Genomic DNA, 14,344 nt, shown 5'->3' with positions numbered 1-14,344 from the left:
CTTTTTTTTTGCATAAATTTTTAATAAACAGAAGTATCTTCTTTTTTGATTGTCATTTCTTTTTGTTACTTTTATAAACGTTACGATGCTAATCCATAAAATTTCTCTAGTTGGTCACTCCACAGCATTGGTATTTCTCTCAAATCAACTAACTTCAAACCTCTTGGCTGTCTCCCATTTACTATATCTTCTTTAATCTTCGGAGCTAAATAATTCAACCTTAAAATTTGCTGTATACGTCTTGTACCTATATTAATTTTGGCACTCAGCTCCTTCACACTTTCGTATTTTCTCTCTTCTAGTTGCCGTTTCCAGGAATGGGCTCTTACCACTGCTTTCAGTAATGCATTGTTTGTTTTCCCCTCTGGCTCTACTACTGTGCATTTGTTTCCTTTCTTCTTTATTGATATAAATTTTTCCTCTGATTCAGAACATACTTCTATCCCCTCTCCTTTTACCATTACTCCCTTTATTAATTTCCTCACTACTTCCTTCTGTTTTCCGAAGCTTAACTCTTCCCATTCTTCCGCTTTTTCTTGCCAATTTTTGTATAGGTGCTCTGCTCTCTTCATTACTTCTTTTTCCACCTCTCCCGCTACTATAGTTCTGTTTATTGATTCACAACCTTTTCCCCTTAAATGGTTATTGCATACGTAATATCGGTACCTTTTATTTTCTTTTTTTGAGTATGTCAGCGTCATATTTACACTACAGCTCTTGCACTTAATTATTCCCCTAAGCAATGCTTCCTCATATTTTGCTTTTCTATATGGTTGATTCTTTATCAATTCCTGCGCTTTTTGCCATTTTTCTTCCTCTATTATCGCCTCATGTTTTCCTTCATATTCTTTCTCATAATGTCTGATTTTTCCCATATATATTGGATTTGTTATTATTCTTCTCACCGTTGCTTTTTTAAAAATATCTGATTTTGTTCGGTAGCCTTGACTATTTAACTCCCTTGCCAATTCTGCCATTGATCTCAGCTCCATATACCTCTCAAATATATGTTTCACCGTCTTTGCTTCTTTCTCATTTATTATTAATTCTTTATCTTTTACATCATATCCAAGCGGCAAAGTTCCTCCCATCCATAAACCTTGTTCCTTTGATGTTGCTATTTTATTTTTTACTCTCTCGACTATCATTTCCCTTTCTAGTTGTGCTGCTCCTGATAACACTGTTTGTACGAACTTTCCCATTGGCGTATTATTATCAAATATTTGTGTTACTGCTACAAAATTTACTCGGTGCCTTCTAAAAAATGATGTTACTTCAATGCTGTCTTTTGTTTCTCTTGATAGTCTGTCTAGTGTGTACACTACTACACAATCTACCTCTCCTTTTTTTACATCTTTAAACAATTCCTTTATTGCTGGTCTTTCTAAATTCTTTCCTGAGAAACCTCCATCATCGTACCTTTTGGCCAATGCTACCCAGCCTTCTTTGCTCTTTATGTACTTTTCACATGCTACTCGCTGCGCATCAAGGCTATTAAACTTTTGCTCTAGACCATCTTCATTTGATTTTCTTGTATATATCGCACACCTTACCTCTTTTAGCATTCTCTCTCCTCAATTTCCACTTTTATCACGCATTCCAAATAATAAAGGTCCGTTGTAACTCATTCCCATTATTTTTCCTGCTACTCCTGACAATGATGTATAAAACTCTTCTCTGTAGATTAAACCCTTATCTGTTACCATTACTGCATGCGTTTCCTCACCTCTCTCTAGTATTAATTCTGTCCCTTCTACTGGTAATTTATCGCTACTTATTCTTTTTCCCTTTTCTAGCCGATCTGCCAGATATTCTAGTCTTTTTGCTCCTTTTCTTGACATTTTTCCATACGCTTCCTCCTGCATTCTATATGCTAATCTAGGTATCAGATATTTCTTTGAATGTTTAGGTGCCTCTTCCCCAAATACCTTCTTCCACGTTTTTCTCAGCTCACTCAAAGGTTTTCTCTCTAAATTCATTACTTTCTTTTCCATTTCCTTCTCCATATTTTTAGCCCTTCATAAATAGCTTCTCAATTCTGTCTATTTCTTTCTTCAATACTTCAGTTACTTCTTTACTGGTTTTCGCATAATCCATCGCTGTCATTCCGAACTTATCTTCTTGCTCTATTTCTGCTCCTGCTTCCACTAACTCTTTTACTATTTCCACTTTCCCTACCATACATGCAAGGTGCAATGGAGTGCATTTACTTCCATATTCTTCCGCATTTACATTCCCTCCTGACTTTATCAATTCTCTCACGATTTCTAGACGTTTCTCCGTTACTGCTAGGTGCAGTGCTGTGTGTCCTTCTACATCTGCTGCATTCACATTCGCTCCTTTTTCGACTAATAACCTCACTGTTTTTGCGTCTACTGCATAATGTAGTTCCCTTTTCGTCTCTTTCTTTTTAAATGAGCTCTCTAATAGAGATTTCTCTTTCTTACCAAGCTTTACCATAATCCACCTCACCTTTTCTTTAAATTTAAATCCCTCTTTTAAACCTTCATTCTCACCACCTCATCTATCATTTCATTCACTTTGCTTATTATCTTGCTTGCTAAATTTTCACATTCTTCCTTTATTAGTGATTTGTCTCTCTTTCTTATTTCTTCTATCTCTATTATTTTTAGCTCCGGCATGTAGCTTCCATTCAACATGTCTGCTATTTCTCCCACTAGCCCCTCTATTCCATAGCACGTCAGTTCTCTACTTTTTGTTACTCCACCTTTTTCTCTCAAAAATTTACTTGCCTTTTCACTCTCTTTGCTATCACATAGACGATACTTTTCACTTTCCCAGATGTAATACATTGGTGTTGCACCATATTTATTCAGTTGATTAACCTCAGCCCCTGCTTTTACTAGCTCTTTTATTATTTCAACTCCTCCTATTTTGCACGCAGAGTGCAGTGGCGTACATCCAGTGACATATTGAGTGGCATTTACTTCTGCTCCCGACCTTAGCAGCACTTTTACATTTTCTAAACTTTTTGCGAATACTGCACAGTGCAGAGGTGTATAACCATTTTTATCTCTTGCATTAACCTCTGCCCCTTTTTTTATTAATAATCTCACTGTTTTGTAATCGGAGATTTCTACTGCTTGGTGCAAGATCGTCTCTCCTTCTTCATTTTTTTTATTAATGTTTTTAAACCCGTTATTTGATACTTCTTTAAAAAACTTACTCTTGCTAAAACTCATTTCATACCTCACAAAATTAGCTTTTCCAGCGCCAGACAAATTTCTTATATTTACCTGCTGCTATTCAAGTCATGTCCTTTTTAGCATGAGAAAGCAAGTCCTTTTCTTTTTATTTCATACACTTTTACCTATTATTAATATAGTATATGAGTATCTAAATATAAGTACTTAACTTATTAGAGATATTATTCGACTATCTTTCCAACTTCTGTGCAAATGTCGATGTTCATGCCACTTCAGTACTCCCGGGTAAAATACTAAAATGTAATTTTCTAATTCGTGTATTGAGTCTTTTTGCTCTAAATCATTTTTATAGTAAACGTTGTGTTCTGCCAAACCATATTTTGTAATCTTCTGATCTGTATAGTTTTCTATTTTGTAGTGGTGAGTAACGCTAAACCTTTCTAAAATTGGCTTGTGTTTTAAATTCCAACGTTGCCCTGAAAGTTTATCGTTTCCCAATACAAATTTATTTCCTTCTTCTTCTATTCTACCAACCGGAAAACAGCTATTTATTTCTCCTAATTTCCAGCTATCTGACAGTACAATCTGCGCTTTTGCAAATTTAATCGATGGTAATAAGCTTTGAGTTAGAGGATACAGGGCTTTTAAGTTATACCACTGATGACTTCTTTCATAAATGCCTTTGTAATCCTTTGTGTGAGGCTCTGTTTCTCCAAGTACTGCTACATCTAATCGATATACATCATTACTAAATGCTTGCTCATAATGGTTGCGTAGATAACTCCCTATAACCTTAATTGGTGTACCACTAAACCTGAAAAAATTTACTCTTCCAAACGATAATACTGGTCCATCTTTTTCAATTTTTATCCCTGAGTAATCCGATAACAAACTTCCAAAAAAGCTTTCATCTAAAATAAACCTGTCAACATTGTAGTGATCATTGAAAATCCTCATTAGCCTTGATCTTGCTGGTAATGACAGCTTTGCCAATTCTACAACTGCATCTACAAAAAAGTCATTTGGCACATCCTTTATTCCAATTTGCAGCTCAAAAAAATGTTTTCCAGGTGGTTCTTCGATAATTGTAATATCTTCTATATTTGCCCATTTTAGTGCTATTTTGAGTGATTCTGGGGTTCCTCTCAGTCTTTGAAATTTCACTCCTTCTACTACAGCTTTTCTTTTGTCTTTTACCCAGCGTAGTATTTCTTCTAAGCCATATTCTCCAATTAACCATGGTAATACTTCCTCTTTAAAACTGAACTTAAATCCCCTAATGCAGCTCGGATCAACTTTGTAATCGAGGCTATCTACTATATCTCTTTCTTGTTTAGTGGAATTTGGTGGCAGCAGCATTCTTTTTTTACCTAGTGTTAAGATAACTTTTCCTTTCATTTTTAGGCAACTTTTCAATTGCATACCTCAACATCGTTCTTGGCATACAGGCAGCATATCGATCAAGAAATACCACAAGCACTTCCTTATTTCTTTTACCAACTTCTCTTAGCATCCAACCAACCGCTTTATGGATTAAGTCATGTGTATCCTTTAACAAAATCTCAGCAATCTTAAGCGTCCATTTAAATTTACCTTTACGGATAAAGTCTAGAGTTGACACAATTGCAATACGCCCATACGCGTCAAGTTAAAGCAAATTTAGAGAAGTTAAGGTGGATACCCTAGTTTTTCTGTACTTGTCTTTTAATGAAAATTGCGACCAAGTTATGGTAAGCTTTTTGAGAAAAATATTTAAGCCTTTAATTTTATTATTTAGTGCTAAAAATAACTCTCTAACCCGTCTTTTTAGCTCAATAAATGCCTTTGTTAAGCTAAGCTCCGTATTTTTTTTCAGTTCTGTGCAACCCACTATTCCATGAAATATAAGAATTGCACACAATTTGGCATATAGCTCACATAATACTCTGTATGGCTTTCCTCTCAGCTTATCAAGCCTTATATTACTCTTATATAATTTGAACAATAATTCAATTTGCCATCTTATTCGGTAAACTACTAGTATTTGCTCAGCATTAATCTTACTTTTTGGAACATTAGTTATAAATATCGACCAATTTAGTAACTTTTGGTTCCTTTGAGAAGATGTGTATCCATGTGATCTTGCTAACCTATTAGCCTTTCTTCTTCTAGCCATAGCTTGTTCTTCAGTTAGTTTTTTAAATATAATTCTTACTTTAACCCTTGTCTCTTTTCCTAACAATACCTCCTGTTCTAGAAAAGATCGATCTCCCAAATGTTCTAGTAAATCTATTTTTTGACCTGTCTCTATATCATATATGTTAGTATCGGATTTATAACGACTTATGAAATAAGCTCCTATTTCATTGATTTGTTTAAAAGAACTTGGCACAAAATAACCCAAATCAGATATTAGTAAATCGTTGTTCGATATATTGCTTAAATGGCTTCTATAACCCTGATCTGACCTTATTCCTTCAGTTATATTAAGCTGGTCTAATGTCTGATTTAGGTAGTCAAAAACTAATTGTAACTTTATTCCAGACTTAGTATTGCTTTCATAACCACTGTAGCTGGTACCATAACCTTTATACATGTCTTCCATACTGTTAGGTAAGCTAATATAGCTGCTGTCTAATAATTTAACACCTCCAAAGTGCTTCAAGATTCTGCAATCAACTTGTAAGGTATTTTTAAGTAACGTTAAAGATTCATTATACATTCTTTTCATGAATTCCACTGCTTCCTTGGTAAATCTAAAGTCCAGACCTTGTTTTGTTATATTTATCGAGTCTTCATTCAATAATTGACACACTGTCTCTATACTACAATTATCAACCCCTATATTACCCAAAACGATGGCTTTTATGAACGACGAGCCTTTTAGCTTCCTCTTTCTTTTTATGAACCCTGTTGTAGCTGAGATTTTATCTGCTTTTTCATTAAAAAATTCTTTGAGCTTTTTTGAGATGCAAACTATTCTTTTCATTGTATAAGTTCTCCGTTTTCTTTGTTAAATTTAAGAGAACTTATATCTTCTTTTTCTCTTCCTTACACTAAGTTTATTACCACAGTTCCTTAACTTGACGCGTATGATTGCAATACGCCGCTCCCACACTATCTCTGATTTTGCCAAACTCACCAGAACTTCTTTATCTTTGTTATATAGATGAGCACCAGCAATCAAATGAGCTGAAGAATCAACTAAATTCCAATTGTTCACATATTTCAAGTTATACATATAAAACTTGTAGATCTCATTTTTTAACTGTTTATCTCCTCGTTCGTATTGATTGATTAGCATTAGTAAAGCAAGTAGTCTTTCTTCATTAATAGGAGATTTAACAAGGTTTGTTATACCTTCAAGGGGTAAGTTTATAAAATCTTTAGCAATCTTTCGTAAAATAGGTACACTCACACCTATAAATTTGTCGTGCTCTGCATAATCACCAACATTAACCTTATAACATAAAGTATGTTTTTTCTGTGATAAACTAGCAAATTTCTGTAACAGCAATTTTATATCTTCTAATTCTGAGCCCATTACTTATTTATATCTTTTCTAACACTATACATTTAAGCTTAAATTTCTCAAGGTAACACACTCATTTCCTCTAACAACAATATCTTCCTTTGGTTCTGTCAGCTCAATATTACTTATTCCTTCAATGAAAAGATTAGCAATTATCCAAGACCTTGTTACATTCCAGCCCAAACCTTTTGCTAATTCAAATTTTTCAACGAATTGCTTTTTTGCTATCTCAATAGTGTCTTCTGATAGTGCTATAATTTTAGCATGAATACCCATCGAAATAATATTGCAGCCGATAACCGTAACTGCATCAGTTAGCATTCGAACATCATCTTGAGTAACTTTTTTCCTTACGATATTAAGTAATTCTTCTGAAGGCACTCCATCTACGGACAATATTGAGACCTGTACGCTCCCAGGAACAAGAGATTCAACTAATGTATCTTTAACACGAATGTCAGCTGATAGTGCATGATAGCGGTAATATTCTTTCCCACCAGGTGACCAACCTACTATTTTTATTTTTACCCTCTTTCTAAATCTTTCATCCTCTTCTTCTTTCTGCCTCTCTACTCCATAAAACTCAGCCAAATTATCAAGATCTTCTCCTGTCGCAAATTTAAGTAAATTACTCTTTACTGCTTCATTTATTCTTTCTCTAAGCAAAAGTTCTCTCCATGCTGCTACTTCTAAAATCTTTATCGCCGGATCACTTTCAACTAATGCTGTAAAACTTGCGTCACGCTTCACCAACTCTTCCCTCATCCGAGACAGAATTTCTTCGAAGTTCAGTGGCTCAATAATGTTAGTCTGCTGCATCTTTATACTACGACTCCATCAAAGCGAATGTTTTTCCCACTTGGTACGTATAATCCTTCTAGGTCAAGCGTTACTTTTCCTTCTTTCACCTCTGTCATCTTTACTTTTTCCAGTTTCAACCTCTTTTCCCATTTTTCCAAAGCTTCTGCAGTTGCTGCATATATCTCAAGTGTTAAATCTCTATTTATTGGCTTATCCACCAATTCAAATAATCTTGACCCATAATCTCTCCTCATTATTCTACTGTTTACTGGAGTGGTCAGTATATCAATTATCGATTGCTTTAAGTGCTCTATTCCTTCTAACGCTTTTCCTGTTTTAGCATCCATACCCTTCATTTCTATTTTGCAAAAACGCTTTCACTGCCTTTTATTACTTTAAAACCACATGAAACTATATCTCCTACTCTTCCTACACTAAGACCATTTGCAAACACTGTTTTTGATCCTTGAATCATTACTTTTCCTTCACTAAAACTTTCTCCTTGTCTACATATTGACTTACCGTTTACAAAAACATTATTACTTCCGCTAATGCAGAAATGTGGTATAGCTTCTCCACAGTAGTCTCCTAACCTCACTATTCCTTTGTTCAATTTAAGTCGATCCTTTCTGTTTTCAGTTTTATTCCACTTTTTGTCATTTCTATACTTGATCCCCCAGCTTTCAGTGTTATTTTGTCTACTACTTCAATCTCTAAATGATGTTTTCCCTTATCATATAACAATCTTGTTCCATCCTGAAACTTCACACTATTTATTTCTTTTTTATTCTCTGGTGCAGGGTATTTTTCCTGGTATATCCCTCCTAACACTACTCCTAATGATAATTCACTAAGAGGAGAAAATACCATAACCTGCTCATCAATATCTGGAGGAGACCAATCTCTATCTTTTCCTGCTTTGCTTGTTATCCATGGTAAATAATCTGTTAAAAATTCTCCTATTTTCACTCTTACTTTTGCTTTTTCATAGTCTATTTCTTTAACTAGGCCTATACGAATGATATTCGCTACTTTTCTATTTAGCTCTGAAATTGCAAAACTATGGTCTAACATGCACTTCACCTATCTCAATAACATGTGGCATTATGCCAGTTGACCATACTGATTTACCCGCATGCACTTCATGAGTCCACTCCACTAACCACACTAAATACGCATCCAATTCTGGCCTAAATCCGTCAATTTCCGCAGAGATAAATTCTCCTGGTGAAACACTCTTCACGTTCCAAGTATTTTTATTTACTACTCTTGCTACTTCTGTAGCTAATGTTCTAACAACTACCGAGGAATCCTCGACTGTTCCATCAACTACAACCCTTGCTTCAAATCTTGCTTTTAGCGCTAATTCTTCTGTTCCAGGATCTTTTCCCGATTCTAAACTCACAAGCTCTACAAATACCGCTGGCGCTAATAATTCTTTTCTTATTGCTGGATAAATTTCACATGTCTGTATAGCCGGTATTTCTTCCTTCAGTGTGCTGCAAATTGCTTGATGTAAATCTTTCCAGAACTTTGTCATGCATATAATTTAACTCATGTAATGTATAAAATATTTTTCAAATACCTTTTCAACTTCATAATTAACAAGATTCCCTATTATCCTTGAAGCCTCAGGTTCTAATGGCAACTTAACTTCCTTTATTGGCAATGCTGCCCTTCCTTCACGTTTAAACATACCGCTATTTCCTTTTGGCATAACTGCTGCAAATCCTCCTATAAACTCATGCTTTCCTACTTTCGATCCTCTTCTTGTTTTTTGTATTTTGCCAATTGCCGATGCTCTAATGTCATAGAGATTTGCTCTAATTAACACTTCTAATCTGCTAGTTTTCGCCTTAAAAATTCTTAATCTCTTTCTTATCAAACTTAATTTTATCTTCTTTTCCTCACTGATTTCCTTAGCTGCTTTTGATTTTAGCCATATTGCTGTTTTGTTCAGCGCTTTTATAGCTGCAAGTTTTATTTTCTGCTCTTTTCTTTCAATATTGCAGATTATTTCATTAATATTGTTACTAATCAAACACTTTCTATTGCCTCAATTTTCCATATTTCACTCGAAGAATCTTTTAACGGTGGTTCAAAAATCTTGTAGAACCTTTTTTCAATCTTGATATAATCGCCTATGCTAAAGGAAGTAACGTCCTGATCACGTATTTCTATAGAAGCAATTTGCTGAGTTAATGCTCCATCTGCACCTAAAGAGTACGTAGTGTCAGGACGTTTAATTAGCACTTTTATTTTACGAATACCTTCCTTATTTCGATTACAATATATGGCTTCCACTCCTAGATGATCAAAACAATCTTCTTGGAAAGAGAATCTTCTTTAATGGAAAGGCTATTTAATGGGTCTGTGGTCAGAATTCAAGAGAGCGTTAGAGACTATTTACTATATCCAGCCTTCGGTGTACCTGCTGTACCTGGTGTTAGAAATAGGGGTGGTGTTAGTGCTAGAGATAGGAGAATATTCCTCTACACAACTGGGTTTACCTTTGGAAATACCGCATTTGCAAAAAAAAGGATTATGTTAACAAGAGGAAATTGGGTAGATGTAACCAAACACTTATTCCACTATCATGATGACGATAAAATGCTAGATCCGCAAGGAGGGATCACACAGGTAAATGTCGGAGATCGTGACTTAACTATGGTTTTATATGCATCATTAGGAAGAGAGAAAAGAGTTATTGTACTTAATGTACGTCATATGTTAGCAACTCACCAGTTTCCAGAGCAAGGTCTAGATCTATCACATTGGCCAGACACTAGAGTGTATGAAGTAGTATGTGAATTGGATCCGGCAAGAAGAGCTGAGGATGATCTTGGTTTAACTGTTGGTGTAACACCATTTCACTCACCTGCCCTCTATTTACAAAGTAAAGTAGGTGGATCTTTTCTAGGTGAATTTTCACAGATAGGTGGTGTCAGTAACGTGCACAGCATTGCAGATATAATGATGAATACTGGTTGGCAAGTACAAAATCGTCATGCACAAATGTTTCAAGCAATTTCTAATGTGCTATTTCCGTTAAGGTGGATAGTAAATAGGGATAACGCTAGAGAGGCTGGATTTCATTCCATACTGCATGGATTATTTTACGCTTGTGATAATCCAGCTAGGGTAATTATTGAATTTCAACTGGGAGGAGGAGAGAGATTAGATCTGGTATTATTACGGTCTCCAGACAGTAGAGATGGTGTTCACCCAATAGGAATAGAGTTGAAGTTTGCTGGTGCTGGTGAATTACAGCGTAAAAAGCGGGAAGCAAATAACCAACTAGATGATTATATGCATTGTAGAAGTTATAAGCGTATTACCGATGGAGACACAGTAGTTTTATCGTATGCCATATGGAATGATCGTGCACAGAGGCCAGATACTCTTATATCAGTTAAGGATGTTCTTCGTATAAAGGACAACTTAGGACACAGTTCTGCAGATCATACGCGTCAAGTTAAGGAACTGTGGTAATAAACTTAGTGTAAGGAAGAGAAAAAGAAGATATAAGTTCTCTTAAATTTAACAAAGAAAACGGAGAACTTATACAATGAAAAGAATAGTTTGCATCTCAAAAAAGCTCAAAGAATTTTTTAATGAAAAAGCAGATAAAATCTCAGCTACAACAGGGTTCATAAAAAGAAAGAGGAAGCTAAAAGGCTCGTCGTTCATAAAAGCCATCGTTTTGGGTAATATAGGGGTTGATAATTGTAGTATAGAGACAGTGTGTCAATTATTGAATGAAGACTCGATAAATATAACAAAACAAGGTCTGGACTTTAGATTTACCAAGGAAGCAGTGGAATTCATGAAAAGAATGTATAATGAATCTTTAACGTTACTTAAAAATACCTTACAAGTTGATTGCAGAATCTTGAAGCACTTTGGAGGTGTTAAATTATTAGACAGCAGCTATATTAGCTTACCTAACAGTATGGAAGACATGTATAAAGGTTATGGTACCAGCTACAGTGGTTATGAAAGCAATACTAAGTCTGGAATAAAGTTACAATTAGTTTTTGACTACCTAAATCAGACATTAGACCAGCTTAATATAACTGAAGGAATAAGGTCAGATCAGGGTTATAGAAGCCATTTAAGCAATATATCGAACAACGATTTACTAATATCTGATTTGGGTTATTTTGTGCCAAGTTCTTTTAAACAAATCAATGAAATAGGAGCTTATTTCATAAGTCGTTATAAATCCGATACTAACATATATGATATAGAGACAGGTCAAAAAATAGATTTACTAGAACATTTGGGAGATCGATCTTTTCTAGAACAGGAGGTATTGTTAGGAAAAGAGACAAGGGTTAAAGTAAGAATTATATTTAAAAAACTAACTGAAGAACAAGCTATGGCTAGAAGAAGAAAGGCTAATAGGTTAGCAAGATCACATGGATACACATCTTCTCAAAGGAACCAAAAGTTACTAAATTGGTCGATATTTATAACTAATGTTCCAAAAAGTAAGATTAATGCTGAGCAAATACTAGTAGTTTACCGAATAAGATGGCAAATTGAATTATTGTTCAAATTATATAAGAGTAATATAAGGCTTGATAAGCTGAGAGGAAAGCCATACAGAGTATTATGTGAGCTATATGCCAAATTGTGTGCAATTCTTATATTTCATGGAATAGTGGGTTGCACAGAACTGAAAAAAAATACGGAGCTTAGCTTAACAAAGGCATTTATTGAGCTAAAAAGACGGGTTAGAGAGTTATTTTTAGCACTAAATAATAAAATTAAAGGCTTAAATATTTTTCTCAAAAAGCTTACCATAACTTGGTCGCAATTTTCATTAAAAGACAAGTACAGAAAAACTAGGGTATCCACCTTAACTTCTCTAAATTTGCTTTAACTTGACGCGTATGGTTCTGCAGATGATCTTCCTGGTAGATGAGGATTACTGAGAGTTTATATGTCAAAAATGAACTGCCATTAATTCAGTAACGTATACCATTAAAAACTTGAGCAACACAACCATTTCTAGCAACCGAAACCAGCTAGCTTGAGAAGAGTTTGTTTTGGGATGGCATGGTCTACCAAGTGATACGTTCGAACTTTTTATTATAGTGATTTTGCTATTCGCTGAAACTAGCTATATTAGCTGCTTTTTGCTAAATTTATATATGAACTAGTTTGCCTAACTTTGTTGCAACAATTTTGCGCTTTTATTTTTACAACGTTGCTTTTATTTAAATTGTTCTCACTAAGGTACGTACCTTTTTGCGATTTTAGGAAAAGTAAATAAGTGAATTTTACTTGATGCTAGAAAAGGGGATATTTTTACTAAAAATTGTCTTTCAATCTACTTGCACAGAATAGTCTGATGTTTCTATCATTTGACTTCCAGCCTCAAAAAAATTTATATTAGAATAAGTTTTTGTTCCATTGAAAGAAATAGGGGGTTATTTTTTATGCCTGATTTAGATAATACATTTGTTGATGACATTACACCTGCGATTTATGAATATAAACGATAATCAGGTAAGAAATCTTATAAACAGTTTGTGTCTGCATGTACGCTGTGTTTATCGAGATACTCTAAAGTAATAAATGATATTGAAAAGGAATATAATCATCTCAATAATGAGATTAATAATGAGAAGGCTATAGATAGTATATTGAAAAGACTAGATCAGGTCACAACAGTGCTTAATCAATTTAATGAATATCAAATTCAGCATGCTAGCACATTATTCGTTCCTATTGCGGTGAAGTTAGAGGGAACAATAAAGTCAATGGAAGGTTATGGTAATGTATACGCTGAGGAACTGAAGCAACACAAACTAGAATTATTGAAGGGTATAATTGTCAACCAAGAAGTTGATATATTAATTCCTAAGATACAAGAATTAAATGATAGAGCAAAATTATTGCAAGACAATATAAGAAATTCTGGGATACAAACTCCTAGCAAGAAAGTTAATACTACTCCAGTAGTAAAAAATGTTGCTTTACCTAATCAAGTAGGGATAGCAGAAGAAAGCTCGCCTTTAGACAGAAAAGTAAGACTACCAAATCCAAAAAAACGCACGATTTTTAAAAATGTTCAGCAAGTATTACAACCAAAAAATTCAGTTTCAGATGTCAGCAATGTGCATACAACTAAATATGTTGAGGAAAAACTTGTAGTAACCGTAGAAAATGGCGAGGATAACTTAGAAGTTAAAGGTAATCAACAAGGTCCACAGCCAGAAGTTCTACCTTCAGCATTCAATAGCAACTTTAATAATGTAGTTGTTACAGGTGAAAATGTTAAAACACCAACTTTAGAACAAAAAAACAGCATTCAGGACAATAACAAGCAGCTTACTAATTCAGATAACAAAGATGATACCCTACTATTGGCATCTGGTACTGAAAATCTTTATCTACCAGAAAGTGGTAACAGTAATTATCACAATTCACCAGCATTAATAACATCACCTCCAGTAATCAACGAAGAAACTGAACAAAATGATACTAAAACTAATAAAAGACAGCTTAATAACTCAGGTAATAGAAATACTACTATAACACAAAGTACGCAAAGGACTATTATAGCCATAACATTAGCAACGATTGCGATACCTGCTGCACTAATTGCACATTTTGTTTTCCAAGCTAGTTTATTAACAACAGGAATAATAGCAGGTTATTGCCTGATAGCAGCTGTAGTTACATATTGTGCTAGTAAACCCTCAAGTGCACTTGAAAGCAGTGATGCAAAAGTTGTAGCTAATAAAGAGGTTATTGTTTAGAGGCTTACGCTTAAATGAAATGGAGTGGCAGAGAAATTAAGAAGAGACTCTTTTGAATTTGTTTATCTGACACGCCACTCCATAAAAGTCAC

The 14,344-nt window shown here is 34.5% G+C and carries 18 protein-coding genes; 3 read left to right on the top strand and 15 right to left on the bottom strand.

Features of this window, described 5'->3' with window-relative positions; genetic code table 11:
• Positions 1-80 precede the first annotated feature (80 nt).
• From OPS21_RS03100 to OPS21_RS03030, 15 genes are all read right to left on the bottom strand, one after another.
• Complete coding sequence (locus OPS21_RS03100) at positions 81-1,565, bottom strand: recombinase family protein (RefSeq protein WP_265027710.1); 1,485 nt, start codon at positions 1,563-1,565, stop codon at positions 81-83.
• 9 nt (positions 1,566-1,574) lie between these two features.
• Complete coding sequence (locus tag OPS21_RS03095; protein WP_264954020.1) at positions 1,575-2,006, bottom strand: DUF2924 domain-containing protein; 432 nt, start codon at positions 2,004-2,006, stop codon at positions 1,575-1,577.
• Positions 2,007-2,010: 4 nt separating this feature from the next.
• The gene (locus OPS21_RS03090) at positions 2,011-2,460 is read right to left on the bottom strand and encodes an ankyrin repeat domain-containing protein (protein ID WP_265027709.1); all 450 of its coding nucleotides are present in this window, start codon (positions 2,458-2,460) and stop codon (positions 2,011-2,013) included.
• 38 nt (positions 2,461-2,498) lie between these two features.
• Positions 2,499-3,203 carry an ankyrin repeat domain-containing protein gene (locus tag OPS21_RS03085; protein WP_265027708.1) on the bottom strand — a complete coding sequence of 235 codons (705 nt, stop codon included), beginning with the start codon at positions 3,201-3,203 and terminating at the stop codon, positions 2,499-2,501.
• Positions 3,204-3,371: 168 nt separating this feature from the next.
• Complete coding sequence (locus tag OPS21_RS03080; protein ID WP_265027745.1) at positions 3,372-4,526, bottom strand: phage tail protein; 1,155 nt, start codon at positions 4,524-4,526, stop codon at positions 3,372-3,374.
• A 7-nt stretch (positions 4,527-4,533) separates the two neighbouring features.
• Positions 4,534-4,788: a DNA alkylation repair protein gene (locus tag OPS21_RS03075; protein ID WP_265027707.1), complete on the bottom strand. Its 255-nt coding sequence runs from the start codon at positions 4,786-4,788 to the stop codon at positions 4,534-4,536.
• A 27-nt stretch (positions 4,789-4,815) separates the two neighbouring features.
• Complete coding sequence (locus OPS21_RS03070) at positions 4,816-6,135, bottom strand: IS4-like element ISWosp7 family transposase (protein WP_264336202.1); 1,320 nt, start codon at positions 6,133-6,135, stop codon at positions 4,816-4,818.
• Positions 6,136-6,165: 30 nt separating this feature from the next.
• Complete coding sequence (locus OPS21_RS03065; protein ID WP_265027706.1) at positions 6,166-6,690, bottom strand: DNA alkylation repair protein; 525 nt, start codon at positions 6,688-6,690, stop codon at positions 6,166-6,168.
• 24 nt (positions 6,691-6,714) lie between these two features.
• The gene (locus OPS21_RS03060; protein WP_265027705.1) at positions 6,715-7,497 is read right to left on the bottom strand and encodes a baseplate assembly protein; all 783 of its coding nucleotides are present in this window, start codon (positions 7,495-7,497) and stop codon (positions 6,715-6,717) included.
• Between the two features lie 2 nt (positions 7,498-7,499).
• Positions 7,500-7,835, bottom strand: coding sequence for a GPW/gp25 family protein (locus tag OPS21_RS03055; RefSeq protein ID WP_265027704.1), 336 nt, complete (start codon positions 7,833-7,835; stop codon positions 7,500-7,502).
• A 2-nt stretch (positions 7,836-7,837) separates the two neighbouring features.
• Complete coding sequence (locus OPS21_RS03050; protein WP_012481797.1) at positions 7,838-8,092, bottom strand: PAAR domain-containing protein; 255 nt, start codon at positions 8,090-8,092, stop codon at positions 7,838-7,840.
• Positions 8,089-8,553, bottom strand: a complete 465-nt coding sequence (locus OPS21_RS03045) for a phage baseplate assembly protein V (protein ID WP_265027703.1) — start codon at positions 8,551-8,553, stop codon at positions 8,089-8,091. Before OPS21_RS03045 ends, OPS21_RS03050 begins: the two co-directional genes overlap by 4 nt.
• Entirely contained in the window at positions 8,540-9,019 is a 480-nt protein-coding gene (locus tag OPS21_RS03040) for a hypothetical protein (protein ID WP_264731787.1), read from the bottom strand. Before OPS21_RS03040 ends, OPS21_RS03045 begins: the two co-directional genes overlap by 14 nt.
• A gap of 9 nt (positions 9,020-9,028) precedes the next feature.
• Complete coding sequence (locus OPS21_RS03035; RefSeq protein ID WP_406833378.1) at positions 9,029-9,520, bottom strand: phage tail protein; 492 nt, start codon at positions 9,518-9,520, stop codon at positions 9,029-9,031.
• The gene (locus tag OPS21_RS03030) at positions 9,517-9,783 is read right to left on the bottom strand and encodes a head-tail joining protein (RefSeq protein WP_265027702.1); all 267 of its coding nucleotides are present in this window, start codon (positions 9,781-9,783) and stop codon (positions 9,517-9,519) included. Before OPS21_RS03030 ends, OPS21_RS03035 begins: the two co-directional genes overlap by 4 nt.
• 45 nt (positions 9,784-9,828) lie before the next feature.
• On the opposite strand from OPS21_RS03030, the gene OPS21_RS03025 reads away from it, so the two are divergent.
• The 3 genes from OPS21_RS03025 (at position 9,829) to OPS21_RS03015 (ending at position 14,252) form a co-directional block, all read left to right on the top strand.
• The gene (locus tag OPS21_RS03025) at positions 9,829-10,971 is read left to right on the top strand and encodes a hypothetical protein (RefSeq protein WP_265027701.1); all 1,143 of its coding nucleotides are present in this window, start codon (positions 9,829-9,831) and stop codon (positions 10,969-10,971) included.
• Between the two features lie 76 nt (positions 10,972-11,047).
• Positions 11,048-12,367, top strand: coding sequence for an IS4-like element ISWosp7 family transposase (locus tag OPS21_RS03020; RefSeq protein ID WP_264336202.1), 1,320 nt, complete (start codon positions 11,048-11,050; stop codon positions 12,365-12,367).
• A 652-nt stretch (positions 12,368-13,019) separates the two neighbouring features.
• Positions 13,020-14,252: a TomO hydrophobic C-terminal domain-containing protein gene (locus OPS21_RS03015; RefSeq protein WP_264336981.1), complete on the top strand. Its 1,233-nt coding sequence runs from the start codon at positions 13,020-13,022 to the stop codon at positions 14,250-14,252.
• Positions 14,253-14,344 lie beyond the last annotated feature (92 nt).

The organism is Wolbachia endosymbiont (group B) of Chorthippus parallelus (assembly GCF_947251815.1).
Classification (GTDB): Bacteria; Pseudomonadota; Alphaproteobacteria; order Rickettsiales; family Anaplasmataceae; genus Wolbachia.
The sequence above is the reverse complement of the archived record's forward strand: the minus strand, read 5'-3'. Positions and strand labels throughout refer to the sequence as shown.

Bases quoted from the DNA above. Each gene is read 5' to 3' on its own strand.
- OPS21_RS03045 (WP_265027703.1), bottom strand. From the start codon at position 8,553: ATGTTAGACCATAGTTTTGCAATTTCAGAGCTAAATAGAAAAGTAGCG.
- OPS21_RS03065 (WP_265027706.1), bottom strand. From the start codon at position 6,690: ATGGGCTCAGAATTAGAAGATATAAAATTGCTGTTACAGAAATTTGCT.
- OPS21_RS03070 (WP_264336202.1), bottom strand. From the start codon at position 6,135: ATGAAAAGAATAGTTTGCATCTCAAAAAAGCTCAAAGAATTTTTTAAT.
- OPS21_RS03080 (WP_265027745.1), bottom strand. From the start codon at position 4,526: ATGCTGCTGCCACCAAATTCCACTAAACAAGAAAGAGATATAGTAGAT.
- OPS21_RS03025 (WP_265027701.1), top strand. From the start codon at position 9,829: ATGGAAAGGCTATTTAATGGGTCTGTGGTCAGAATTCAAGAGAGCGTT.
- OPS21_RS03060 (WP_265027705.1), bottom strand. From the start codon at position 7,497: ATGCAGCAGACTAACATTATTGAGCCACTGAACTTCGAAGAAATTCTG.
- OPS21_RS03095 (WP_264954020.1), bottom strand. From the start codon at position 2,006: ATGGAGAAGGAAATGGAAAAGAAAGTAATGAATTTAGAGAGAAAACCT.
- OPS21_RS03055 (WP_265027704.1), bottom strand. From the start codon at position 7,835: ATGAAGGGTATGGATGCTAAAACAGGAAAAGCGTTAGAAGGAATAGAG.
- OPS21_RS03020 (WP_264336202.1), top strand. From the start codon at position 11,048: ATGAAAAGAATAGTTTGCATCTCAAAAAAGCTCAAAGAATTTTTTAAT.
- OPS21_RS03090 (WP_265027709.1), bottom strand. From the start codon at position 2,460: ATGGTAAAGCTTGGTAAGAAAGAGAAATCTCTATTAGAGAGCTCATTT.
- OPS21_RS03085 (WP_265027708.1), bottom strand. From the start codon at position 3,203: ATGAGTTTTAGCAAGAGTAAGTTTTTTAAAGAAGTATCAAATAACGGG.
- OPS21_RS03100 (WP_265027710.1), bottom strand. From the start codon at position 1,565: ATGCTAAAAGAGGTAAGGTGTGCGATATATACAAGAAAATCAAATGAA.
- OPS21_RS03040 (WP_264731787.1), bottom strand. From the start codon at position 9,019: ATGACAAAGTTCTGGAAAGATTTACATCAAGCAATTTGCAGCACACTG.